Annotated in this window: 21 protein-coding genes; 2 read left to right on the forward strand and 19 right to left on the reverse strand. The window is 41.5% G+C overall.

All coding sequences use genetic code 11. The features are described 5' to 3' along the window. Nucleotides 1-11 precede the first annotated feature (11 nt). Nucleotides 12-578: a thioredoxin family protein gene (locus E0496_RS11615; RefSeq protein ID WP_141501860.1), complete on the reverse strand. Its 567-nt coding sequence runs from the start codon at nt 576-578 to the stop codon at nt 12-14. Nucleotides 579-642: 64 nt separating this feature from the next. Continuing rightward, nucleotides 643-1,251, reverse strand: a complete 609-nt coding sequence (gene uptA / locus E0496_RS11620) for an undecaprenyl phosphate transporter UptA (protein ID WP_139996071.1) — start codon at nt 1,249-1,251, stop codon at nt 643-645. Nucleotides 1,252-1,417: 166 nt separating this feature from the next. Here uptA and E0496_RS11625 point away from each other — a divergent pair, with 166 nt between their 5' ends. Both E0496_RS11625 and E0496_RS11630 read left to right on the forward strand, forming a co-directional pair. Then, nucleotides 1,418-1,864, forward strand: a complete 447-nt coding sequence (locus tag E0496_RS11625; protein WP_141501861.1) for a cupredoxin domain-containing protein — start codon at nt 1,418-1,420, stop codon at nt 1,862-1,864. A 114-nt stretch (nt 1,865-1,978) separates the two neighbouring features. Then, on the forward strand, nt 1,979-2,290 hold the full coding sequence (locus tag E0496_RS11630) for a dehydrogenase (RefSeq protein ID WP_141501862.1): 312 nt from the start codon (nt 1,979-1,981) through the stop codon (nt 2,288-2,290). 57 nt (nt 2,291-2,347) lie between these two features. Here E0496_RS11630 and E0496_RS11635 read toward each other — a convergent pair whose 3' ends face one another. The 17 genes from E0496_RS11635 to E0496_RS11715 all read right to left on the reverse strand — a co-directional run bounded on the left by E0496_RS11635 (nt 2,348) and on the right by E0496_RS11715 (nt 22,692). Then, nucleotides 2,348-4,678 carry a YcdB/YcdC domain-containing protein gene (locus E0496_RS11635; protein ID WP_206669752.1) on the reverse strand — a complete coding sequence of 777 codons (2,331 nt, stop codon included), beginning with the start codon at nt 4,676-4,678 and terminating at the stop codon, nt 2,348-2,350. A gap of 156 nt (nt 4,679-4,834) precedes the next feature. After that, complete coding sequence (locus E0496_RS11640; protein ID WP_141501864.1) at nt 4,835-5,020, reverse strand: H-type small acid-soluble spore protein; 186 nt, start codon at nt 5,018-5,020, stop codon at nt 4,835-4,837. Between the two features lie 51 nt (nt 5,021-5,071). After that, nucleotides 5,072-5,254: a hypothetical protein gene (locus E0496_RS11645; protein ID WP_139995984.1), complete on the reverse strand. Its 183-nt coding sequence runs from the start codon at nt 5,252-5,254 to the stop codon at nt 5,072-5,074. Between the two features lie 149 nt (nt 5,255-5,403). Then, nucleotides 5,404-6,834 carry a cardiolipin synthase gene (gene cls, locus E0496_RS11650; RefSeq protein ID WP_141501865.1) on the reverse strand — a complete coding sequence of 477 codons (1,431 nt, stop codon included), beginning with the start codon at nt 6,832-6,834 and terminating at the stop codon, nt 5,404-5,406. Between the two features lie 143 nt (nt 6,835-6,977). Continuing rightward, complete coding sequence (locus E0496_RS11655) at nt 6,978-7,949, reverse strand: glycosyltransferase family 2 protein (RefSeq protein WP_141501866.1); 972 nt, start codon at nt 7,947-7,949, stop codon at nt 6,978-6,980. After that, complete coding sequence (locus E0496_RS11660) at nt 7,939-9,345, reverse strand: undecaprenyl-phosphate glucose phosphotransferase (RefSeq protein ID WP_141501867.1); 1,407 nt, start codon at nt 9,343-9,345, stop codon at nt 7,939-7,941. Before E0496_RS11660 ends, E0496_RS11655 begins: the two co-directional genes overlap by 11 nt. 133 nt (nt 9,346-9,478) lie before the next feature. Further along, a complete protein-coding gene (locus E0496_RS11665) occupies nt 9,479-10,426 on the reverse strand; it encodes a glycosyltransferase family 2 protein (protein WP_241674733.1) in 948 nt (315 codons plus the stop codon). Beyond that, nucleotides 10,419-11,267, reverse strand: coding sequence for a dTDP-4-dehydrorhamnose reductase (gene rfbD, locus E0496_RS11670; RefSeq protein WP_421923703.1), 849 nt, complete (start codon nt 11,265-11,267; stop codon nt 10,419-10,421). The genes E0496_RS11665 and rfbD overlap by 8 nt, the downstream gene beginning before the upstream one ends. Continuing rightward, nucleotides 11,260-12,291: a dTDP-glucose 4,6-dehydratase gene (gene rfbB / locus E0496_RS11675; RefSeq protein ID WP_141501869.1), complete on the reverse strand. Its 1,032-nt coding sequence runs from the start codon at nt 12,289-12,291 to the stop codon at nt 11,260-11,262. The genes rfbD and rfbB overlap by 8 nt, the downstream gene beginning before the upstream one ends. 9 nt (nt 12,292-12,300) lie before the next feature. Next, entirely contained in the window at nt 12,301-12,858 is a 558-nt protein-coding gene (rfbC, locus tag E0496_RS11680; protein WP_141501870.1) for a dTDP-4-dehydrorhamnose 3,5-epimerase, read from the reverse strand. A gap of 15 nt (nt 12,859-12,873) precedes the next feature. Next, complete coding sequence (locus E0496_RS11685) at nt 12,874-13,617, reverse strand: sugar phosphate nucleotidyltransferase (protein ID WP_139995968.1); 744 nt, start codon at nt 13,615-13,617, stop codon at nt 12,874-12,876. Nucleotides 13,618-13,926: 309 nt separating this feature from the next. Next, a complete protein-coding gene (locus tag E0496_RS11690; protein WP_139995966.1) occupies nt 13,927-15,039 on the reverse strand; it encodes an acyltransferase family protein in 1,113 nt (370 codons plus the stop codon). A gap of 999 nt (nt 15,040-16,038) precedes the next feature. Then, nucleotides 16,039-17,082 carry an acyltransferase family protein gene (locus E0496_RS11695; protein WP_141501871.1) on the reverse strand — a complete coding sequence of 348 codons (1,044 nt, stop codon included), beginning with the start codon at nt 17,080-17,082 and terminating at the stop codon, nt 16,039-16,041. A 12-nt stretch (nt 17,083-17,094) separates the two neighbouring features. Beyond that, the gene (locus tag E0496_RS11700; RefSeq protein WP_141501872.1) at nt 17,095-18,927 is read right to left on the reverse strand and encodes a methyltransferase domain-containing protein; all 1,833 of its coding nucleotides are present in this window, start codon (nt 18,925-18,927) and stop codon (nt 17,095-17,097) included. Beyond that, entirely contained in the window at nt 18,924-19,832 is a 909-nt protein-coding gene (locus E0496_RS11705; RefSeq protein ID WP_141501873.1) for a glycosyltransferase, read from the reverse strand. The genes E0496_RS11700 and E0496_RS11705 overlap by 4 nt, the downstream gene beginning before the upstream one ends. A gap of 31 nt (nt 19,833-19,863) precedes the next feature. Next, nucleotides 19,864-20,919 (reverse strand): NAD-dependent epimerase/dehydratase family protein, encoded by a 1,056-nt coding sequence (locus E0496_RS11710; RefSeq protein WP_141501874.1) that lies wholly within the window; start codon nt 20,917-20,919, stop codon nt 19,864-19,866. A gap of 12 nt (nt 20,920-20,931) precedes the next feature. Further along, the gene (locus E0496_RS11715) at nt 20,932-22,692 is read right to left on the reverse strand and encodes a glycosyltransferase family 2 protein (protein WP_141501875.1); all 1,761 of its coding nucleotides are present in this window, start codon (nt 22,690-22,692) and stop codon (nt 20,932-20,934) included. Nucleotides 22,693-22,704 lie beyond the last annotated feature (12 nt).

Below are 22,704 nucleotides of genomic sequence, written 5' to 3' on the forward strand. Positions count from 1 at the left end.
TCATCGCTTTCTTAAAAAGACTCCAGCAAGGTGCGAAGCTCTTTCACGATGACGGACTGATAACCCGTGCCTTCGCCGTAACGGCGACCGATCTCTTGTCTGGTCACAGTAAGATTATCTTGATAATCCGCGGCCTCACGGTCCGGATTCGCTTGTTTGAAAGCGATCATCGCTTCTTGCACATGGCTAGGACGAGGCCCCCATTGCCCCAGAACGGCACCGCCTGTATCGGCAAAGATGACAACCGGCACGGAACGTCCGCCCATCGTCAGAAATTCATCCATCGTATCGAGATGCTCTTCCATAATCAGCACTTCCGTAGGAATGCCGCTGTTCTCAAGCGCTTTGAATACGACAGGAATATTGCGGACAACGTCCCCGCACCAATCCGCCATCAAAATCAGCACGCGAAGATCATCGCGATTATTGAGCGATTCGAAATATTCTTTATCGGATTCGTCCGTCCATACAAATTTCTCCGACCAATCGATAAAAGCTTCTTTATTTTTCGTCATGCCATCGATAAATTGTTGTGGAGTAATGCCTTTGCCAAGCTTGCCTGCTACGCTTTTGCTCATTATGAATCCCTCTTCCGTCAATGTATTGGTTAGACTTAGAAATTAAGCGTCATTCGTTCTTCCATTATACCGATTTGCCGCGCGAACGCACAAATTTGAACAGCACATAGACGATAAGCAGCGCAATGGCGATTAATATCGCAGGCTGTACGTAAGGTGCGGCTTTCTCATCAATTTTATCCCAGTTCTCGCCAAGCGAGCTGCCCAAATAAACAAATAAAATAGACCATGGAAGTGAAGCAAGGGCAGTAAGCAGTGTAAACAAACCAAAATTCATGCGGGCCATGCCTGCCGGGATCGAAATCACCTGTCTCATCACCGGCACAAAACGTGCGGTAAACACGATGCCGACACCATACTTATTGAACCATTTCTCCGAAATGTCGACATGCTTCTGCTTGATTTTGATATACTTCCCGTATTTTTCAACGATTGGGCGCCCCCCGTACCGGCCGATCCAATACAAAATCCAGTTTTGACCAATCGCTCCTAAAGTACCAAACAGAACGGCTCCCCAGAAGCTGATCTTATCCTGCGATACAAGATAACCTCCATAACCTAGAACAATCTCGCTCGGAATAACCTCAATTAACAATCCGATTAAAATACCAAAGTACCCTAAACTCTCAATCCACTGCAACAAGCCATCCAATACCTCATGAATAAAATCCATTTCTGTTCTCAATCCGCCTTCCTTCTTAAATGTAGCGATTGCTTGTTTTTCCAACACTGAGGCTATCTTAACATACGATAAGGACAGCCTTCCACTTTTGTCATGTGCTGACAAGCCTTTGCATAGACTAGCCTTAAATCATACGAATGGATGAGGTGATCGTTTCATGTCCAAGGTTTTTATTGTAAGCAAACGACAGATTCAGCTGTTTATCGTAGTTGCAGCATTGATTATTTTGACTGGCGTTTACTTGAGCTGGAACCAGTCGAGGGAGGTTAACGCGCAACCTTCGGAAGCACGCATCTTTCAGTTGGTTACAGGCGAATACACGATGACAACCGCTGATGGCAAAGAGCTCGATGTTTACCGCTGGGACCCCGGCACCATTATTGTGAACAGAGGCGAACTGACTGAGCTGCAAATCAGCGGAGTCAACGGCAGCAGCCATCCGTTTACCATTGAGGGCCTCGGCATAACCGGTGAGGTCATTCAAGGAAAAACGACCATTGTAAGGTTTACAGCGGACAAGAAAGGAACCTATCCGATTCAATGCATGACGCATACCGATATGCGCCATGGCGGTCCGATGGTCGGTTATATCGTAGTTCAATAAACGTTATGAACGCACTACCTTTCTGATTGCCAAACAATTAAAGCTTGTTTCATTCAGCTAGTGACCGCCTCCTCTCCCCATGCATACATATGGAACAGAGAGGAGTCGGTTTCTATGAAAGCTAACGCGCCAAAGCATAACACCGGCTATCCGAGTGCGCGCAAAATCCGGAGGGCCTGCAGCAACGAGCTTTACCGCACCGTGAAGCGGATGAAGCTGTGGATTTCCAAGGAGAAAATGGATCAAGCCGAGGCGCTTTATTTTAAAAAGGTCATTCTTAATTTAAAATGGATCGTCGAGAACGAAAGCAATCGCAAGGTTCAATCCGATTGGTGGGACGAGAGCGTTAGCGCAGAGATTGCGGAGCTGTGGGAGGTGGACCGCGCTCAGCTGTGCGCCGCGTTCCGGGACGCCTATGGCGGTTGAATAAGCTCAAAGAAAAAGCTGGCTGCCGTATGGGCAGCCAGCTTTTTTTGAGGCGCGTTAGGAGATAAGTGGGGAATCCAGCTTATCCTGCAAAGCAGCTAGGCGAATCAGCAGAACGCTAGTCTGCGCTTTTGTCACAGGCGCATTCGGGTTGAACTTGCCTGCCGTAGGCGTCAGCAACCCGAGCTTGATTGCTAGTGCTACAGCCCCTTTATTTTGAATGGAAGCTGCATCCTTTAAAGCGGTAACATCCTTCTCTTTGTTCATAAAGGCAGAGAGCTTGTCATAATTGAGCATTTGCATAAGCATTAATGCCAGCTGATCCCTCGTCAGCATTTTTTCGAAAAATTCCGGCTCTTTGTCATTATAAGCCTCAAGCCAATCTTCCTCGTAATAATAATCCCCGTATTCCTCATCCAAATTCTCGACTTCAAATTCATCAAATTCTCTAATGATATCAAGCGGACTAGGTCCATAATAATCATCATTGGGATAAAAAGCCCTCTCCAGCATGACGATCCAATCTCTGATTGAGATCGTTGAATCCGGGTAAAGCCGTCCATCCTCGTCTGTTTCCAGAATACCGAATTCCACCATGGCTCCAAGCGAAGTTCTCGCCCAATGCTTGTCAATATCCGTTGGCTGGACGATAGCCTCCTCTTCCGGATACTGTTCTTCCTCATAGGCAAGTTCGAGTTCTCCCGATACAGCATTGACAACATAATAATCGTTCGATTTATTGGTAAGTGGAAAATACACTAACTTGACTGCTGTTGTTTCGTATTCCCCCTCCAAATCCTCTGATCTCTGATGAATATACATAAGATCGGCACTCTTTGCTTTTTGAAATTTGCTGCGAGCATCCTCCAAGGAAATATTTTGTTGAAGAAGCGTAAGTTTCTTCTCCAATTGCTCAGGATCTGCCCAAGAACGGCGATATTCCCATACCTGACCGTCGCCACTGATAGTTACAGTCGTATAATTGTCCGCAACCCCGATGCCATTAAATACTTGTGCAAAATAGAAGTGGTACATGGTCTCTCCATTCGACTCATACGTGCTAACATCACTATCTATCCGCATGTATTTAGCTGCATTTAGGAATATGCCTGTAACCAGATCGACCGCTTTCTGCTTTGCCGTCTGCATCGTAATGGATGGTTGTTTGGTCTCGGTATCTGTCATCTCTTCACTGCCGCTGCCATCCGTATACAAAGCAAGCAATTCGCCTGTCTTGGCATTGATGTAAGCAGTAACCGCTTTTTTATTGCTACTCTCCTTTTGGTACTGCAAAATATACTCCCACGCTGGGTAACCTGTCCCGTACCAATCCTCCAGGTAGCTGCTGCGGTCTTTCTTATATTCAGATGGAAGATTAATCGATGACAAAAGGGATGCCAAGGCCTGTTCCTCCGTCAATTTACCGCTAACCGGAATCTTTAATGGAGAGACCGTCGATTTCAACTCGGAGAGAATGGACGGTTCTTCCGCATTTTCTCCACTCCATGCGCCTAACGCCTCTCCTGTTTTAGCATCGATAAAAGGCGTTTCATTTTCCACTTCTCCATAAACCAAGCGGTATTCATTATTCTGTGTATACATAGGATTATAATTATCGTCATAGACAGGCAGGTAATACTGCTCTAGCTGTAGCTCTTCCTTAAATTTGATTTCTGCTTGCTGCTTCGTTAATTTTATATCCGGCTTTGGGTAATCCCGGTTAGAAAGGTAAGCTCCAAATCCGACCACGTCACCGTTTCCGTTCATCGTAATGCTAAGATTCTCTTCTTTTGAAGCATAACCATTAATATTCAAGTAATATTGGAAGGAATAATATGCCGAGGAAAAAAGAGACGGTCTGCTTTGCTCCGTATACTCCGGCTGCAAAACCAAATCGCTTTCTTTGATCGCAGGGATGGCTTTCGCGATAAAGCGTTTGGCTTTCGCCTCCGCTTGCTCTAATGTCGCTTTTAATGGATAGCTTGATTTCGCTGAGGCATGATCGGAATCAAAATAGCTAATGATTTGCCCTTTCCGTGCATCGACCTGAACGAGACCCTCATAATTGCTTGAGGACACATCCTTCTTCCAAGATATGTTCCAAGCCGGGCTTAATGGATCGGATTCATCAAAGCTAATCTTTACGTTTGCTTTTGCTACTTTCAGCAGCTCAGGGAGCAGCTTGGCAGCATAATTAAACGCTTCGGCTTCCGAGATAAGCTTCTTAGCCTGGGTTGTCCCAGCCTGCACCGAACTCGTTTCTCCCCCCGCCGCATAGGCAGGCTGTACATTCATCGTTCCGTTCAATAGGCCCAGCGCTAATGTAAAACCAATCATGCCTTTGAACCATCTGGAGCTTTTTACCTGCTGACCTTGCCCTTGTTTCATCAAACCCATCGCCCTCTCATCTGTACAGCGTTAAAGAAATAAGACCATGATCCATTCTAGGATAAAATTTCATTTTTTACCATACAAAAAAACCGAATAAACACATGCGTGATGCATGGTTCATTCGGTTCTTTCTTTTTTTATTCGCTTTGACCTTTATTTGTCAATTTCCTTCAAGCGGTCACAGGAAACGGTTTTCGTATTTATTGGGTTATTGCCGACCGTTACCGTGGCCATCCCGTTCGCTTCATCGATATTTTCGATCCAGACGGAATCCTCATCCAATTGGACGGCAAAGGTCTGGTCCGATTCGTAGATTTGCTTTGCTCGCGCTGTATCCATGTTCTATCCCTCCTTCATTCGAACTAGTCAGCGCAGAATGCGCCGACGTGTTTATTTGGATTCCTGCTCCATCGTATCCGTGGTGGATTCATCGATAAGACCATTTTGCAGAGTCACGTTACCGCCACCCAAGCCTTCATTCACCATTCGGTCAATATCCATAAAATAATCCTCTCGGCCCTCATGCTTTGGATCGGAAGCCGCTTGTTTTTCCTCATTGTTCGTATCTGCCACGGTATGCCCTCCCAAAAGTTTTGCGGACAAACAAAAACGCCATCGGCGACCTCTGGCGCCTATAAAACGTTTTGGTGTCCGCTATGACGGCTTGCGTTGCTAAGCCACTATGCAAAATATGCCCGAAACAGCGGCCAGTCATGCATCGTTCAAAGCAGCGGCGAGAGCATGTGAAGCAGGGATTCAGCCCATTTTTGACAGCCTGGCCTTTGGCGAAAAGCAGATAGCTCTAGTTGCTTACTGAAATACATATCCTCCATAAAGTCAGCCTCGAGCCGGTTTATTGTGCGTTCATCGAACAGCACCGCGTTCAGCTCGAAATTGCAGTACAAGCTGCGCATATCTACGTTGGCCGTGCCAACGGTTGCCAGCATATGATCGATAATCATTACCTTTGCATGAACAAAACCTTTTTGATAACGGTACACTTTTACTCCCGCTTCCAATAAATCCTCTACGTAAGATAGCGTGGCAAGCAGCACCAGCTTGGAGTCCCCTAGTCCTGGAATAATGAGCCTGACGTCAATTCCGCTAAGCGCAGCTGTCCGAAGTCCCATTAACAAGGATGCATCGGGTATAAAGTAGGGGGTCGTAATAAAAATCCGCGAGCTAGCGCCTGTGATTGCCGCAAACATCACCTCAGCGATTTTTTGGTCATGCTTGCCCGGCTTGCTAGAGACGATCAATACGCGTTCTTCCTCATCGCATGTATGCGGAGGCATATAAGCTTTGCCGCCCAGCTCTTCTTTAGCAGCAAACGCCCAATCATTCATAAACAACTCCTGAAGGTAATAGACCGAATCCCCCTCCAAACGCAAATGGGTATCGCGCCAAAAGCCCAACTTCAGGTCTTTCCCCAAATACTCATCTCCGATGTTAATGCCTCCGATAAAGCCTACCCTGCCATCTACGACAACGATTTTACGATGATTTCGATAATTGAGCCGCCTGTCATAAAAGGCTAGTCGTGGCGGCAGAAAGCAGCTGGTCTTTACGCCTGCTTGTCTCAGCTCAGCAATATAGGCTTCACTTAGCGATAAGCTGCCTATCCCGTCATAGACAACCCGAACCTCCACACCCTCCCTTGCTTTACGGGTAAGCACCTCCAGGAAACGATTACCGATTTCATCCGCTCGTATCGTGTAATAGTCCATATGTATATGATGGCTCGCTTGCTCCAGCTGCTCCAAAATCGCCTCATAAGTGTCATGGCCATTCGTGAGTACATGTACCTCATTTCTGCGCGTAATCGGAAATGGTGCGAGTCCCTGAAGCATCGCATACAGCTTTTCCTGTCTTTCCAACTGCTTGTTGCCGATGTCCACTAATGCGCTAACCTGCTCTGACATCTGATTCGCCCTTTGTACCGCTTCATGCTTAAATCGTTCTATTCGTCTGCGCTTAGTAAAGTGCTTGGCAAGCAGCAGATAGGCTGCAAAGCCTATAAATGGACAGATAAAAACAAGAAGCAGCCATGCGGTCAGTTGTGCTGGCCTACGGTGCTCCATTACAAAAACAGCACCGATTTGGGCAATATAAGCGGCAAGAATTACCGTCAGCCAAATGCACCAAACTGCCATTCAAACACCTCTTTCTCGCCTTGACCATCCCCGTATGACAAGTGTTCTCTAGTTTGAGCGGCAGTAAAGAAACGTATACTAGGGCACAAAAAAAAGCCTGCCGGTTATCGTTAACCGTTCAGACTTATATACGAATAAACTGATTAAGATTTCAAAGTAACGTTTGCCCCGTTATTCTCCAGTTGAGCAAAAATAAGACGGTGCATGCTTAATTTGCGGGTAACAAAGGCAGGCAGGAGCCGATAATTCATCCCCAGCTTGTAACCAATGAGCTTGGCCGCCGATTCAGCTACCAGCTTCGGAACGAGCAGCCATTGGCGCTTGCGGTGCAGCTCCTTAAGCTGCAGCTTCACGAGCTTGGAGCCTGCCTTGCCTACGGCGCTGTACGGTGTAATCCAGGTATTGCAGCGCATCGATATGCCGTTATCAAAATAACGCTTGAATTGCTGCATGACCGTATAGTTATGTGAATGATAAACGACGGCTTTGGCACTATAAGCTACCTTATAACCCGTCAGGACACATTTTGCCGCCATAAACAAATCCTCATTAAAAATAACGGGCTCTTGAAAGCGTCCCATGCTCTCAAACGTCTCCCGCCGGATCGCGGAGCAAACGTTGGAACAAAAAAAAGTCTTAATGCCTAATTGCTCGATATCCTCGTAGCTCTTGACCTCCGATTGCTGCGGATAATTATGCTGCCGTGCCAGCTTCTCCAGCAACGTAGCCTCGGGTCTGGCGATTTGTCTCGCATAAGCATAAACAACCTTATCCCCTTCGGCAAGCGGCCTGATCAGCTCCTCAATGAGCTTATCATCATATGGCAGCGCATCCTGCGTCATAAACATGAGTATATCGCCTCGCGCCTCCATAGCCGCTCTATTGCGCGTGCCGCCGTGGTCAAACTCCGCTCGATCCACCTTCATCACGCGTGCGCCTGCTCTTTGCGCCAGCTCCGCCGTTCCATCGGTCGAGCAGGAATCAATAACAATAATCTCGTAGGGCAGCACGCTCTGCCGTTGCAGCCGCTCTAACAGCTGCTCCAGCTCAGTGCCTGCATTCAAGGTTGGAATAATGACCGATACTTTAGAAGCTGATTCCCGGTTAGTATGCATTTTTGTTCATCAGGCCCTTCAGTACCGTTTTGAAAATTATTTTGATATCGAAGAAAAACGTCCAGTTCTCGATATAAAAAATGTCGAACATGATCCGGTCCTGAATCGACGTATCGCCTCTGAGACCGTTGGTTTGCGCCCAGCCTGTAATGCCGGGCCGAATCTGATGCTTAATCATATATTTCGGAATTTTCTCTTTAAATTGATGAACAAAATAGGGACGCTCCGGACGCGGTCCGACAACGCTCATATGCCCTAGCAGCACATTAAAAAACTGCGGCAGCTCATCCAGGCTGGTCCGGCGCAGGAAGCTGCCAAACTTCGTCCGGCGCGGATCATTTTCGACCGTCCACTGCGTATCCGAAACCGCATCCGTCGATACATGCATAGAACGGAATTTAAACATCGGAAACGTCTTGCGATCCAGTCCCATCCGCTCTTGCTTAAAGAGAATGGGGCCGGGAGAAGTCAGCTTCAGACCTATAACAATAAATAGCATAATGGGAGAAGTCATTATAATAGCCGCAATCGAAAAAGCAATATCAAACCATCTCTTCAAAATTCGGTTACTCAGCTCATCGAGTGGAATGTCCCTTACGTTAATTAGCGGTATGCCTGCAAAATTGTCAAAAAACGGACGTGCAGGCAGCAAATCGAAGAAGTCTGGAATAATGAGCGTCTTCACGCCTGTCTGTTCGCATATTTCAATAATTTCAGCATACTTCTCATGAGCTTCAAGCGGCAGCGCAATAATAACCTCATCAATCGGATGTTTCTCCAGCTTCCGCTTCAAGTCATCCAGCATGCCGATAATCGGCTTCATATGGCTATGCTCTTGCGAATGGTCCTTATGGTAATCGTCCAGAAAGCCGACAACTTCATAACCTAAATCCGGATGCTGCTGCAAGTTGTTATAGAAGCTGCGCCCTACCGAACCCGCGCCTACGATGAGCACGAACCGTTTATTGAAGCCTTTACGGCGGAAGGAAGCTAATATCGATTTCACCCAGTAGCGGTATACCGTGATCGCGACAAAATTCATAACAAAGAAAATGGCGAGAAATTCCCGGGAAATATGTACCTCGCGCGTAAAGAAAAATAAACTCAGCAGCCCAAGAAAGCTGATCGTTTGAATCTGCAAAATTCTTAACACTTCATAGGAATAATTCTTGCGGCGTTTGGGTGAATAAAACTGAAAATAAAACCCAACGAGAACCGCCGAAAAGGAGTAGATCGTCCCCCATAATAAATAAGTAGAAAACGATACGGAATTATAGCTTGGAAGCAGGCCGCTATAAAATTTAAGCCAATACGCAGCCATAAAGACGACCAATGTACAAGATAAATCCGCCAACATATACAGTTGGGTCAAGAACCGTTGATTTTGCCTTAACATTCGCCGTTATCACCTGCATTCTCTTAAATTTCGACTCTATCTGCATTGTACCAAATATAGCAAGCGAGGAGAACCCCATATATTCCCATAAAGAGTCGGAGGCTCTGCTTCACTTTTACTCCTAGTGTATCTCTTATTGAAGATTCTTCTGCATTGCTTTCTGAATGAGCCACTTACGTTTAGCCATCATGTCTGGCATACTGCGAAAAATCGCTGGCCAGCAGCGGAGCAAGCCTGGCTCCCTTAGGACAATATAGCCTAACTTAATAATCTCAGCAGCAGCAATCCATGGACCTATCACTACAGAATGCCAACCTATCGGTTCATTTTTCAATAGTGTAAAAAACCGATTCTGATAGGAATGCTGGCGTACAAACAACGGAACGCTGCTGCGCCCGCCTTTCTTCCAGCCCCGATGGTGCACGGCATACGCTGCAGGCACATAATAAGAAGTCCAGCCCAGCTTCCGTGCACGCCAAGCCACATCGACATCCTCTTTGTAAGCAAAAAAATGCTCATCAAAAAATTGCCCTTCATAAGAAATGTCTTCCATCATCGCTCTTCGATAAACAGCCGCCGCACCAGAAACCCCAAAAACTTGCTTGGTTTCATTCCAGTTGGCCGTTGGCTCGCCTGTTGCTAGATCAAAGGCATTTCTTGTACGCTTCATCCCAAGTCCTGCGCTATCCATCATTTCTCTATTAGACGCAAGAACGAGCTGTCCGGTTGCACTTCCAACCAAAGGATTTTGCTCCATGAAACGAATGGTTTCCGACAAATAGTCTGGGTCAAGCGTCACGTCTGGATTTAATACGAGCACATAATCCGAACGGGTCTGCCGAATAGCCTGATTTTGGCCGCCGGCAAACCCGTTGTTCACTTTGTTCGCTATAAAATGGACCTGCTCCGCATAAGGTCTTACACGCTCAGCCGTTCCATCCGAGGAAGCATTGTCTACTACGACAATGCGCTCCACCGGAAAGCTTTGCTGCATAACAGCTTGCAGACAGTTTTCAATATCTTCTGCGCTATTATAAGTCACAATACAAACGCTAGCTGTAGGCATGGTTTTATCACTCACTGTCTTTGAGATAGTGGTTTAACGCTTCCCTCCACGGCCGAAGCAATTGAAGACCATTGCTCCGAATGGCCGAATGATCCATGACTGAATAGGCTGGTCTTGGTGCTGGCCGCGGAAAATCTGCTGTCGTACAAGGCTCAACAAGAATAGACGTGCCGCTGTCTTCAAAAATAGCATTTGCGAACTCAAACCAAGAGCAGACTCCGCTATTGGATGCATGATAGATGCCATAATAATCAGTATGAACAAGCTCTAGCAAAAAGGCAGCCAAATCATACGTATACGTAGGCGAGCCTACTTGATCCGAGACTACCTTCAGTCGATCGCGTTCGCCAGCCATTTTCAGCATCGTTTTTACAAAATTGTTGCCATATTTCCCATACACCCAAGAAGTACGGACGATATAAAATCGATCATGGAGCGTCTGCACGGCTTGCTCCCCCGCGAGCTTCGACTTGCCATAGACGGTTTGCGGATTCGTCTGATCATATTCGTTGTAAGGAATGTTGGAAGTTCCATCAAATACATAATCTGTACCGATATAACAAAGCTTAGCTCCAACCTCACGGGCTGCAACCGCCACATTTCGGGTAGCCGCCGCATTCACGCGAAAAGCTTCGTCCGGCTCGGACTCGGCTTTATCTACAGCGGTATAAGCAGCACAATGAATTACAACATCAGGCTGGTGAATGGCAAATATATTCCGGCATGCCGGCAAGCTTGTAATATCCAGCTCATTACGGCCAAAACCAATGATCTCAGCCGTTTCCGCCTTCCATTCTGCCAATTCACGGCCAAGCTGCCCGTTAGCGCCTGTGATGACAATTTTTATTTTAGACATCGGATTCGTTCGCCTCCAGGCGATCCTTGTATTGCGTTTCGTAATATTGCTGGTAGGTACCGGATGCTACCTGCGCCATCCACTCGGCATTGCTGAGATACCAGCGAATCGTTTCCTTGATGCCATCCTCATAATTAAACTTTGGCTGCCAGCCAAGCTCATTCCGGATTTTATCGGCATCAATCGCATAACGTCGGTCATGACCCAGACGATCTTTGACGTAAGAGATCAACGATTCTGGCTTGCCTAGCTCCGCAAGAATGGTCCGAACCACTTGCAAGTTATTCCGTTCATTCCGTCCGCCAACATTATATACCTCACCAGCGCGGCCTTTATGCAGCACCAAATCAATCGCACTGCAATGATCCTCTACATACAGCCAGTCCCGCACATTAAGACCGTCGCCATACACAGGAAGCGGCTTATCCTGAAGCGCATTCTGGATCATCAAAGGGATCAGCTTCTCAGGGAACTGATAAGGACCATAGTTGTTCGAGCAGCGAGTAATGTTGACATGAAGTCCAAAAGTCTCGTGGTACGCGCGGACAAGCAAATCCGCGCCTGCCTTACTGGCTGAATATGGACTATTTGGTGCAATCGGCGTATCCTCCGTGAACAGCCCTGTATCGCCCAGTGTACCGTAAACCTCGTCTGTAGACACTTGAACAAACTTGGCAACGTTATATTGCTTCGTCAGGTCCAGCAGAGTCTGCGTCCCCAAAACATTCGTTTGCACGAAAATTTCCGGATGCAAAATGCTGCGATCCACATGCGACTCAGCGGCGAAGTTAATGACCGCATCCACGCCTTGCTGGAAGAGAGGTTCAAGCTCAGACCGATTGGCAATGTCCGCTTTCACGAAGCTATAGCCCGAATGCTGCTCGATTGAACGCAAATTTTCTAAATTGCCCGCATAGGTCAATGCATCCACATTGATAATTTCATAAGTGGGGTAGTTCTCAATCATATATAATACGAAATTGCTCCCGATAAAGCCGGCACCGCCGGTAACAAGTAATTTCACGAGTCTAACTCACCCTTCATATACAAAGTTAATTTCCGCATCAGCCAGCACTGGATGTTTGGCATCTTTATCCGAAAGGATCGGATTCGATGTCGGCCAGTCAATCGCAAGGGCCGGATCGTTCCAGGCAATGCCTCGGTCGTGTTCTGGAGAGTAGAGGGCATCTACCTTGTATTGCACCTCACAATTTGGAACTAATGTGCAAAAACCATGTGCAAAACCTTGAGGAACCAAAAGCTGTCTCTTATTGGCCGCACTTAAAATAAACCCCTGCCATTGCCCAAAAGTTGGTGACCCTTTGCGAATGTCGATGACAACATCATAAATGGCACCGGCCGTTACCCGTACTAGCTTCGTTTGAGCTTTCGGTGATAGTTGATAATGCATGCCTCTGAGCACACCGGCTTCTACGGATAAGGAGTGATTGTCTTGGATAAAAGCATGAGATATCCCATTGGCATTTGCAACTTCTTCATTATAGCTTTCCATAAAGAAACCCCGATGATCGCCGAATACGGCCGGCTCTATGACTTTAACACCTGGTAGACTAGAATTAATTATTTTCATAGGTCACCTATTCTTTTATAATTTTAACTTTCCAAACTCTTCGCCAAATGTAAGATCTTTTGCAAGCTCATTTGCTTTCGTCAATGAAGCGTGGGTACCTGCATCAGTCCACCATCCGTGGAGAATATCATAACTTAGCTCGCTTGCTTCAATATAAACATTATTAACATCCGTAATTTCAAGCTCTCCGCGACCTGATGGTTTGAGAGTTTTGATAATTTCAAAAACATTACTATCATACATATATATGCCTGTAACCGCATAGTTGCTCTTTGGTTGTTTAGGTTTCTCTTCAATAGAAACGATCTTATCTCTATCCAATTGTGGAACCCCATAGCGCTGCGGATCATGAACCTCTTGAATAAGAATTTTTGCTCCCTTATTCTGCTCTTTAAAGTTGCTTACGAACGGAACAATACTATCATCAAATACGTTATCACCTAAAATAACGACCATCTGATCATCATTCACAAAGTTTTCAGCTAATCCAAGAGCTTGCGCAATACCTCCAGCTTCGTCCTGAACTTTATATGTAAAAGAAACGCCAAATTCATAACCACTTCCAAGTAAATTTACTACATCCCCCATATGTTCTTTACCGGTAACGATGAGGATATCGACAATATCAGCTTCTTTAAGCTTGGCAATAGAGTGGAAAATCATTGGATACTTGCCTACTGGCAATAAGTGCTTATTAGTTACTTTGGTGAGGGGGAATAAGCGCGAGCCAGTTCCTCCTGCTAGAATTATGCCTTTCATGAGAAAGTCTCCTTTTAGGGTACTATACTATAATTATATAAATATAATTCTAATATAAGTAACACTGAATTCTTACTATTTATTCAACCGTAATACACTTGCTAGTACAGCTTACCTTATATCAAACTAGATCATATCGAGAAGTTAATTTAAACCCACTTTGACAATCTCGTGAACGAATATTTTTTGTTTATCGTGCTCACTAATGAAGTGGTACTGAATTCTCCCGTTGTTATTATTCGAATTCTTATTCGCTAGCTCCTTTACTCTATCAATCTCTCTAATTTTCTATTGTTATAGTTAAGAAATTTATCCAATAGGTTTAACAAACTTCGAATTTCTTTTGGCTGTTGGATATATATATCTGCCTATCACCCAAGGGATTTTATTATTAATTAATGAAAAGAATAATCTTTTTGTTATTTCAACTTTAAGAACCATTAAAAACACTTTAAATAACACTATATTAGATTTAACAGAAACATCAAAAAATGCAAGCAGTGCTGTTGCAATCGACATTGCGATACTTTCAAACCCACAAAGTATCAGAGTGTTCTTCCCAATATATGATAGATAATAAGATTTTTTTAAAGCATAGGCAATAATAAGATTGAAAACTATTAAGAGAATTGTAATCAATAGAATTAATATCTGGATTAAATACGAATTAAAGAAACTACCACCTATATCATTCGAGAATTGAAGCATCACCCTATCGATATCGTTAGGTCTTGAATAAATAAAAAAACTACAAGCTAAAACCAAACTAACAGACACTGAAAAAAACACTTTAGATAATCTGTTAATTTCCGTAAAAGAGAAATCCTTGATTCTTGCAAATATAATATCCCCTAAACAAAAGAAAAAAATATAGTAAACAGCGCTATCTATGTTAAAAAACATAGTTGGATCATTTGGAGCTTTTAGTATAATAGAACTTACTAAGGCTGATGCAAAAGAGATTATAAATATTAATATTTTTTTTCTAATCAATTTATTCAAAAAGTAATACAATAATTGTATTGTTAATAAACACGTAAAGAACCATAATTGACCGGCAAAACCTATTTGATTACGAATACCCCATAATGATTGAATTATAAATGTTTTTACTAATCCTAAGTCACTTCCTGTTGTAACTATAAAATATACAATGTTAAAAAGACAAAAGAAAGCATATGGTATTAGAATAGTCTTTACACAGTTAATGATGTAATTTTTAACTGACAAATCTTTTTTCTTTGAAAAAAACAAACCAGATAGAAAGAAAAACAAAGGAACGTGATAACGAAAAACAAAAGTGGTTACATTATCCCCTGGAGCAATATGTCCAATGAATATGGCTAATATTGCCAAGCCTCTACATACATCTACCCATTCATATCTATTATTAGTTTTATACTCCTCTTGATAAGTTTCCATTTTTCAAAACTCCTATCAAAACTAACAAATGTAGTATCGTACAAGCAAGTTTAATAAAACACAGAAATAAATATAGTCACGGTTACTCTACGGTATTGAGTCTGTCAATATTTTTACGTAATTTATTAAAATATGTTAACTCGTCAAGTTAGCTCCCGGTTTTCAATACAGATAGTTATAGTAACCTTCTCTATGGTTTTGAGCGTCACCTTCCATGTGCGTAGGACTTCCATTATGAATAATAAAGTACTTCGAACAGTACGTCGTCACTATGAACATACTTTCTTCATTGTCTCTTTGCACAACTCACTGTGGTAACTTTCAATTATATTCGTGGGCAGATAGTCTTGCGTATTTCTGGAGGACAACAAAAAAGAAGCGGCTAACTTATCCCCGTATTTGATCAAAGAACGCATGATTAGGGATGTTTCTTAACCCATAATTTCTTAAATTAATCTAAATAAGCCTCTTCAGCGGTGGACATATAAATGAATGATGCACTACTGATTTTTAGTCAACGGATAAGTAAGGAGAAGTCCGTAAAGTTATCTGAAATTGTGGTGAGAATATCTAGAGCACCATAGTTTTTGTACTCATTCAACAAACCGGTTCAGAACTTAACGGACTCATACCGTTGTTCCATCTCCTAGACTTCTTTGTTTCAATCCAGATCAGTTTAATGAAGATTTAAGCTGCTAGTTCACAATGGCTCCTATTGTTTCATTATGAATGTTATAGCTGACTTCGAGAAAGGTAGCGCATAAATACCTTAAGAGATCGATCTAGTCGTTCCTAATGCCCATGTGTTCTCACAAACTCAACTATGTTCCTAATACAATGGATTAGGAGGCTGATCAAATATTTCATGAAAACCCTCCTAAATTCACAGTAATATAAAAGACTATATTTAACGATCTCCAATACCACTACCTAATCCCTGTTTACCAAAACAATATTCGTTTTTCTAAACAGTTTTAGTAATAGTCGTTTAATATTCCATTACACTGATAGTTTTTTTTTCTTTAATTGCAAACTTTTCTTTTCGATTTGGTACCATGAGAAAATAGAGATAGCAAGAGTTATCGGCGTAGCTATAACAAAATTATAAAAAGGAGTTATATGGTCTATCAATAACAAAGAAACGATTTGTTGTATAGGAAACGCATAGATATACATCCCGTAAGAGAAGTCGCCTTTTTCTTGAAACTTTTTAATCACTTTTTTTACGCCAAATCCTAAATAAAAGATAATGTACGTTCCACACAATATAAATCCTAATTTATAATAGCCAGACCACGCAAGCAAAGTTAATGCAATCCCAGAGAGTAAAGCAGCATATCGATTAAGTTTAATGTCATCTCTAAATAAGTAAACAATCATTCCCATACTAAAATACTTGAAAAGCTCAAAGTATTGAAAGACTGCGACTGTAGAATCTATTTTATACGCTACGAACAACACCAATAAAAATAAAGGAACAATAACAACTTTCTTCAGCATCTTTAATGATCCAAGTACCGCTACAACAATATAGAAGAAAAATTCGTACCATAACGTCCAAAGAGAACCGTTGACCGCATTAGGATATGGATTGTTTTCAAAAACTGCCGGCAAACTATATTGCATATTAACAAGCATAAACGATTCTAAATATCGCAATGTCGCAGGATTAGAGAAATATGCTTTTCCACCAATAGTTGTTAAGATAGGACCCAAAATAAAAACGGTAAAAAGAATAAGTACGATTAATGCTGGATATATACGAAGAATCCTATTTCTGAAATATTCATACACATTAGCACAACGCTCAAAACTATAAGTAATCAGAAAACCACTTATGATAAAAAAGATACTTACACCTAATCCCCCAAATGTCTCTTGTCCATTAGTTAATTTAATAAATGGTTCCGAAGCATTTGAACCCAATGTTAAAGGGTAAGAGTGTGAAAAAACAACCAAAATTGCTGCAAATAGCCTTATTAAATCAAAATTATTTTCACGACTATTGAAACAATCACCAATACTTTTCCAATTGTTCTTCATATCAACTTCCCTTTACTTTTTTCTAAACACTCGGGTTATTTTCCAACTCTTCGAATTTTGAGAATTTGAAATAAATTCATCTAACTCTAATTCAGAAGCAGTGAAAATTTCAGGGACGCAGGTCTTTTTACCAAGTATTCTTTTAACTAACCGTAGTGGCTTTGTAATGTTCCATGAGTTTGAAACAAGTATAAGATGCGCGATTTCCCTTTTCCGGATCAGTTCATCATTGATTGGATAACCATTATTGGAATCACGGTTTTCTAATTGCATATTAATCAAAGAAGAAATTCGTTTTGCATTCCCTGGTGGCATGATTAAATACTGAGAATTAAATTTATTCTGGACGTATCTATAATTTTCTTCCCATTCTTCGTTATTATGAAGTGATTGTGAACTTTCTCCCTTAAGCCACCATCTGTAGATGTTCGTGATAGTTGGAGTACTAGCAACACCGCAAATAAATGCCGCACGAACAATGAAATCCCAATCTTCGATTGTATTGATCGTTTCATCAAACCTTAAACCAAAATCATGATAGATCGACCTTGGAAATGCTAAACATAATCCTGGACACTCGTTATGATGTAGCATGGTAATAAAATCAAAATCTGCAGGATAATCATTTAGAAACCCAGAAACCGCAATAGAAGTTTTCTGACTAAAAGAAGTTTTTACAGGTTCATATTCTTGTCTCACCGAAACAGATTTTAATATCTTTCCGTAGTGATTATTAGAAAGACTCTTAAATTCTTCTACCCAGTTACTGAACACGATATCATCATCGTCAAGTATTGCCATATACTGTCCTTCGGCATTTTCAAATCCCGCATTCAATGGTGTAGATCGGTTGCCTCCATTTACTCTTATCAATCGGATTTTTGATCGAATCCACTCAGGTGTAGCATTAATTATACTTTCAACTAATAATTGTTTCTCCACAGTCAAGTTGTGTCCAACAACAAGTACTTCGAAATCCGTACATTCTTGTCCAGTCAAACAAAGCAAAACTTCTTTCAATTCTTCCGGTCTATCCCCAACGGTTCTGGTCACAATAGATAAAAATGGTCTTGCTAGTTGTCGATTGACAGGTATTTGTGTAGGATGGCTTGCGATGAACATTCGAACGAGCTGATTGACTTTCCCATCAGCACCCATATTTTTTCTTAATCCTAACAGTAATTGACGCAAAGATGAATTTTCAGTAAGCGTTAATAGTTCTTTTGGGAAGTACTGATCACTTTTTTCCATCACAACATCTTTTTTGCTAATTTGATGCAACCCATGTTTTTTGCAGACTTCCAATAATTTTTCTTGGGTAAAGATGTTGATGTGGGTTTCATCCAATAGTCCAGTGTTAGTTTCATCGAATTTATTACATAACAATTTAAAAACAATATCATCATGAGCAAAATTCGGGACACTTATAACAACAGGAGCATTATGCTGTTTGGAAAGCACAGAGACTGTCTGTAGCAAATCCTCAAAATTTAATACATGCTCCATCACATCAAGTATGGAAATCGATGAAATAGCACGTCCGTTAAGAATCTTATCGATAAATTCAATATTGTCTTTCAGACTTGATAATTTATAAGTGTGAGCTTCTTTACCCTCCAAAACAAGATGATTAACAGCATCTGGATCCGCATCGATGCCAATGTAGTGTATTGGATGGTTTTCCATCAATTTTTCACTCATTGATCCCCAACCGCAACCAATATCGAGATGGATTCCTTGTTTAGGAAGGTCAAATTGACCCAGTAAGCTCACCGTGTGACCATAAACATTGTCTTGCGCATATTCAAATTTATAAGGATATTCATCGATGCTTTTATTTTTCATAGTGAAAACCTCATTTTGCCGTAATTATTATTGATGAACTCTCCAATCCGATGATTGGAATCAACTTGTTCTGGTAATTTACCGTCTCTTTTTCTTCTCTTAAACTCTTCAGCTGCTTTCTTATAATAACTGACATCTGAATTTTCGAAATAGGTCAAGATATTCTCCAGAATATCGTTTCTAGACCATTTATAAGCCATTAATAGCCCTGCTTCTGCGGAATAATAATCCTCCGCATCACTTGTTTGCCAAGCTGCATTTTTAGACAAGATTTTGTCATGAAAGGCAACAGCAGATGGTTGGAAGATAATTCGATATCCTTTAAGTCGAGCCATCCACGAAAAATCAACATCATCACAATACAGAAAGAATGTGTCCGCATCAAATCCATTTACTTCTTCAAAAACAAGCCTTGGGATAAGAACACAGGCTGTTGAAGCCCAACTCGTCTCTCCGGTTCTAGTATTGTAAGATTTAGGATGTTCTACAGGTAATTGCCTTGCTTCCACTACCCCCACCTTTTGTTTGGGGTTAGCATACGGCTCAGCTAATTGAAGAAGCGTATCAGGAGCCAATATAATATCCGGATTAATAATCATAATAAAATCAGAATCAGAATGATTAGCTAATCGGTTATGTCCTCTTGCTGAACCTAAATTTGATTCAAAATAATCGTATTTGATTTGTATGTACTCTCCAAACTCAGAATTTAAGTCTTTGAGCTCTTGATCCGTAAACACGGGTTCTTGAGAACCATCCCCATAATATACCGTAATTTCCGTAAAAATTTGCTTATTAATAGCAAAGTCTGCCGCCCTAACAATGCTTTTAATCGATCGAATAATACGCGGAGCTTCATTGTTATATAAAACGGATTGAATTTGTAGACATTTTTTATGCAACATATTTAATTCTCCCTAATAATGGTAACATATTTTATTCCCCCAATTGACCATCAATCCAATCACACAACAAGTTCATTCCCTCATTTAAGGAAACTTTCGGGCTCCAATTTAAGCTAGCCAACGTATTGGAAATGTCGGCTTGTGCGTGTCTAATGTCACCGTTGCGATATTTTCCGCATACTTCCGGATTCGGTGCTTCATATCGCGCCGCTACCAACTGAGCGACCTCTTTAATCGTTGCACCATAACCACTTCCAATATCAAAAACTTTTCCATTAGCGTTTTCACTCAACATAACTTCATGAATAGCTTGGGCTACATCCGAAATGAAAACAAAATCTCTCAACATCATGCCATCCTCATACAAAGGAATGCTTTGATTCTGTTTGGCTATTCTCACAAAAAGAGAAACAATACCTGTGTATGAGTTAATCAATGATTGCCCTGGACCATATACGTTTTGGAGACGAAGTATGGTGTAGCTAACGTCAAAAGATTTGCACCAGCATGAGATAATATGTTCCTGTGTAAGCTTTGTCGAACCGTAAATGCTCGTCGGCATAGGAACAGTGTTATTTGTATTCATTGGCAAAAAAGTTGAATTTTCAAAATCCCATTCCCCATTTACCAATTGTTCATTGCTTCTCTGTCCAGGAAAGAATGCCATCCCTTCAGCATTCAACCATTTCCCCTCACCATAGACCGCTCTACTGCTGGAAAGTACTATTTTGTTAGGAATCGCATCATTTCTGACCAATGCATCTAACATTTGCGTAGTTCCCACTACATTCACATTGGCGTGACGACTGCTTTCTATTAAAGATTGTCCAGTTCCTGTTTCGGCCGCCAAATGTAATATCAAATCCGGCTTCCATTTAGAAAGAATCTCATCCCATATGATAGGGTCCGTAACATCTGAGACATATAAGTGTACTTTTGAGGACAATTGAGCCGGCCTTTTTCCAGATTTATGAATCTGGGGATGCAAACTATCAATAACGATGATATTATCAAATGTATTCTCAATCAATTTCGATACTTCGCAGCCAATGAATCCTGCTCCGCCTGTGATTAGACAAGTTTTCATTAAAATTTCTCCTTAAATTTTTTTTAGAGTTTTTATCATTTTTAATAGGATTTTGTAAAGCGAATAGAGTATTTTATGTTTATTTTTCAAGGAGCTTGTTTGGCTATGCTCAATCAAATCCATGATATTCATCGAAACATCATATCCGTTCATATTAGAAAAATAGTTTTTTTGTTTTTCTCTTACATAGGCTATTGCGTTGTCTAGAACTTTCTGACGATTTTCGACTTGTGTTTTATGATATGGAACTCGGTACAATGAGGTGGTTTTGTCTACCAACAAGAAGTCGTTATCGAGTGATAGCCTCATCCAAAAATCCCAATCCTCTAACGCATCCATATTCTCATCAAAGTAGATCTTGTCTCGTACTAAATCTTTCTTAAACATCACACATTGTATGGGTAAATAATTTTGGTAAAACAACTTCAACCTATTGAACTTACTATTAAACACCACTTTGTATTCATGGTTTAGGGTAGATTCATCTGCTAAGTACTCCGTAGGAACCTCGAAAGCAACAGAATATATAACAGAAATAGGATGACGAGACAACTCATTAACTAACACTTCTACGTGATCTGGGAATAATAAATCATCATCATCTAAAAAGTTAAGAAATTCCCCGTTCGCCATATCTAAAGCGATATTCGCAGCTCTAGAACGTCCTACTTTATCCTTTGTACTGAAGAACACAATATTCAGATCATGGAAATCTTCTTTAATTAATTTCTCTGACTCATTGCCTCCATCTTCAACAACAATTACTTCAATGTTTTTGTACGTTTGATTCCTTACACTCGTCAGTGCTTCTTTCAATATCTTCGTTCTACCTATCGAACGAATCAAAATAGACACAAGCGGTTTATAATCGTGTTGTACGAAATTATTATAAAATCCGCCTGTCCTTTCCTCCTCGTAATCCCAACCAACGAAGGTTGGTTTGAGTTTTTTTAATGAGCGACTATAAAAAAAAGGGGTCATAGACAAATTCCGGATGTATGCAGATACAAGATTTCTCCGAAGTCCGTGATTAGGATTACCCTGAAGAACCATGTAAGAGAACTTCATGTGCCATATGACAACATGGCGTAGTGAACCATACCTAACTTTTAAATTCAAGTTATTCATCAAACTATGGGTGAATTGGTTAGGTTTGATTTCATTTGCTTCTTTGTAGGAATAATGATAAACGATACACTGTGGCATATATATCAAGTTATAGCCTTTAGATCGAATTCTCCAGCTCAAATCAACATCTTCCGCATACATGAAGATGGCCTTGTCAAAGCCATTTACTTCTGCAAAGACAGCTCTTCTTATGATAAAAGCTGCTCCACTAATCCAACTTATCGATAAGGTAACAGGATCATAATTCTTTGGGTGTTCATAAGGGAATTGTCTAAACTCCCATGCGGCAATATTTTTGTCACTTTGTTCAATAACGATCGAAGCATTTAGAATCGAATCTTCCAATAATTCCGTATCGATATTCAGGAAAAAAATATAGTCTGATTTACCTTTTTTTACCCCTATATTATTGGCTCTACCAAAGCCGACATTTTTTTTATTTTGAACCAGTTGGATGCTTCCAAAGCTAGATTCGTAATTAACAATTTCTTGTTCAATCTTAGATATCGTTGAATCCGAAGACGCATTATCAACAAAAATGAGGTTTAATTTTTCTTTCGGAAAACGGCATCGTGATATACTGTCAACACATTTCTCAACCCAAGATTCCGAGTTATAAGTTACTATAATGATATCTAACTCCATCAGAAAAGCTTC

This window comes from Paenibacillus luteus (assembly GCF_006542765.1).
Lineage (GTDB): Bacteria > Bacillota > Bacilli > Paenibacillales > Paenibacillaceae > Pristimantibacillus > Pristimantibacillus luteus.

Excerpts from the sequence above, each read along its gene's own strand:
- E0496_RS11615 (WP_141501860.1), bottom strand. The coding sequence starts at position 578 with ATGAGCAAAAGCGTAGCAGGCAAGCTTGGCAAAGGCATTACTCCACAA.
- uptA (WP_139996071.1), bottom strand. The coding sequence starts at position 1,251 with ATGGATTTTATTCATGAGGTATTGGATGGCTTGTTGCAGTGGATTGAG.
- E0496_RS11625 (WP_141501861.1), top strand. The coding sequence starts at position 1,418 with ATGTCCAAGGTTTTTATTGTAAGCAAACGACAGATTCAGCTGTTTATC.
- E0496_RS11630 (WP_141501862.1), top strand. The coding sequence starts at position 1,979 with ATGAAAGCTAACGCGCCAAAGCATAACACCGGCTATCCGAGTGCGCGC.
- E0496_RS11635 (WP_206669752.1), bottom strand. The coding sequence starts at position 4,678 with ATGAAACAAGGGCAAGGTCAGCAGGTAAAAAGCTCCAGATGGTTCAAA.
- E0496_RS11640 (WP_141501864.1), bottom strand. The coding sequence starts at position 5,020 with ATGGATACAGCGCGAGCAAAGCAAATCTACGAATCGGACCAGACCTTT.
- cls (WP_141501865.1), bottom strand. The coding sequence starts at position 6,834 with ATGGCAGTTTGGTGCATTTGGCTGACGGTAATTCTTGCCGCTTATATT.
- E0496_RS11655 (WP_141501866.1), bottom strand. The coding sequence starts at position 7,949 with ATGCATACTAACCGGGAATCAGCTTCTAAAGTATCGGTCATTATTCCA.
- E0496_RS11660 (WP_141501867.1), bottom strand. The coding sequence starts at position 9,345 with ATGTTAAGGCAAAATCAACGGTTCTTGACCCAACTGTATATGTTGGCG.
- rfbD (WP_421923703.1), bottom strand. The coding sequence starts at position 11,267 with ATGTCTAAAATAAAAATTGTCATCACAGGCGCTAACGGGCAGCTTGGC.
- rfbC (WP_141501870.1), bottom strand. The coding sequence starts at position 12,858 with ATGAAAATAATTAATTCTAGTCTACCAGGTGTTAAAGTCATAGAGCCG.
- E0496_RS11685 (WP_139995968.1), bottom strand. The coding sequence starts at position 13,617 with ATGAAAGGCATAATTCTAGCAGGAGGAACTGGCTCGCGCTTATTCCCC.
- E0496_RS11690 (WP_139995966.1), bottom strand. The coding sequence starts at position 15,039 with ATGGAAACTTATCAAGAGGAGTATAAAACTAATAATAGATATGAATGG.
- E0496_RS11695 (WP_141501871.1), bottom strand. The coding sequence starts at position 17,082 with ATGAAGAACAATTGGAAAAGTATTGGTGATTGTTTCAATAGTCGTGAA.
- E0496_RS11700 (WP_141501872.1), bottom strand. The coding sequence starts at position 18,927 with ATGAAAAATAAAAGCATCGATGAATATCCTTATAAATTTGAATATGCG.
- E0496_RS11705 (WP_141501873.1), bottom strand. The coding sequence starts at position 19,832 with ATGTTGCATAAAAAATGTCTACAAATTCAATCCGTTTTATATAACAAT.
- E0496_RS11710 (WP_141501874.1), bottom strand. The coding sequence starts at position 20,919 with ATGAAAACTTGTCTAATCACAGGCGGAGCAGGATTCATTGGCTGCGAA.
- E0496_RS11715 (WP_141501875.1), bottom strand. The coding sequence starts at position 22,692 with ATGGAGTTAGATATCATTATAGTAACTTATAACTCGGAATCTTGGGTT.